2 protein-coding genes are annotated in these 1,509 nt (G+C 59.8%); both read right to left on the bottom strand.

Annotation, left to right across the window (positions count from 1 at the left end; all coding sequences use genetic code 11):
* Positions 1-31 precede the first annotated feature (31 nt).
* Positions 32-1,282, bottom strand: a complete 1,251-nt coding sequence (locus AC097P_RS23820) for an EAL and HDOD domain-containing protein (protein WP_479612908.1) — start codon at positions 1,280-1,282, stop codon at positions 32-34.
* A 21-nt stretch (positions 1,283-1,303) separates the two neighbouring features.
* A partial coding sequence (locus AC097P_RS23815) for an EAL domain-containing protein (RefSeq protein WP_479612907.1) occupies positions 1,304-1,509 on the bottom strand: 206 nt, incomplete at its 5' end.

The raw sequence follows: 1,509 nt of genomic DNA, 5'->3' as shown, positions 1-1,509 counted from the left end.
ATCAGAGCCATTGAACGCCGGTACCCACACCCTAAACCCCCATAGACTCCGCCCAAGCCAGCGACTGCAGATGCGCCCAGTTGATCTGGCCATCGCTCAAGCCCAGCTGTGTAGCGCTGCGGGCAAACGTCTCGTCGTCTCCGGTTTCACAGGCTAATGTCAGCTCTAAAAAGGGCGCCAGCGGGCCGCTGCGGGTCAGCAGCGCCTGCGTGACAGACTCGGGCAGGGTCACGGTGGCGAGCGCCGTCTCCATGGACATCCCCAGCATGGTGTCCAGCAGCGAGAACACACCCACCACAAAGGCGTTGTCGCATTCCTCGGCTGGCAGCAACTCTGCGGCCAATAGCTCCATCAGCCGGCCACGCGCCACAGCGGTGGTGCCCACGGCCGGCGGCATGTCGCCACCTTGTGAAGTGGTCAGCAACAGCGCTGCCCATTTGAACAAACGGTTTAGCCCCAGCAGCATGACGGCGTGTTTGAAAGATGTGACCTCGGAGCGCATGCCAAAACCGGCCGAATTGATAAACCGCAGCAGGTTGAACGATAACGTGGGGTCGCGCTTGAGCACCTCTTCAATGTCGGCCGTACTGGCTTGCTTTCGCACCAAATTAATGAGTTGCAAAATCGCGGCCTGGGCAGGGCGAACCGATTGCCCCTGCTCCACAACGGGCTTGGCAAACCAATAGCCCTGGAAAATCCCCACACCCAGCGTGTGGACCATGGCGTACTGAGCAGGCGTTTCCACTTTTTCCGCAATCAGGCGTGCGCTGGACTTTGCCTGCGCCAGCTTCACGAAAGAACCAACGGATTGGGGCCGTACGATAGACAAATCAAATTTGATGAACGACGCAAGCGCCAGCCACGCAGCATAGGGCTGCGTCAATACAGAGTAGTCAAAGGCCAGCCGGAACCCTCTGCGCTGCAGATCCTGCAAATGGGGCAAGCGTGTTGCGATCTGGTCTACGTCTGATACGGCCAGCGGCGGGACCTCTAGCACGACGCGTTGGGGTGGTACCAGGTCCAGGTGGCCGCCGGCCAGGCTGTCATGGGTGCAGTTGATAAAAATGGTTTTGTTGCCCAGGGGCGATTCGCCGCCTACGGCACTCAGCACGTTGAACAACAACTGGGCATCACTGGCAGCAGTATGGCCTTGCGCCAGGGCTGATCGGTCAAACAGTTCATAGCCAAAGACCGCGCGGTTTTGATCCAGAATGGCCTGGTGCGCAAAGGCAAACGGCGTCACGGAAAGGGGGGCTGGCAGGGAAGTCTTGTTCTCGGTCATGTGGGTGATTGTGGCCCGCAATCACTGCGCCATCAGCTTACGCTCAAAATCCTGCAACGGCATGGGGCGGCCTAGCAGGTAACCCTGGTAGGCATCGCAACCCTGGTTGTGCAAGTGGTCGCGCTGGTCTTGTGTTTCCACGCCCTCGGCAATGACGGTTAGCCCCAGCGCGTGGCCCAAGGTGATGACGGCCAGCGCGATCGCGGCATCGTTGGGGTCGGTCATCA

It is taken from the genome of Rhodoferax sp. ZS1R8 (genome assembly GCF_056521325.1).
The sequence above is the reverse complement of the archived record's forward strand: the minus strand, read 5'-3'. Positions and strand labels throughout refer to the sequence as shown.

What these genes read in the sequence shown, in the direction of transcription:
- AC097P_RS23820 (WP_479612908.1), bottom strand. Translation starts at nt 1,282, where the DNA reads ATGACCGAGAACAAGACTTCCCTGCCAGCCCCCCTTTCCGTGACGCCG.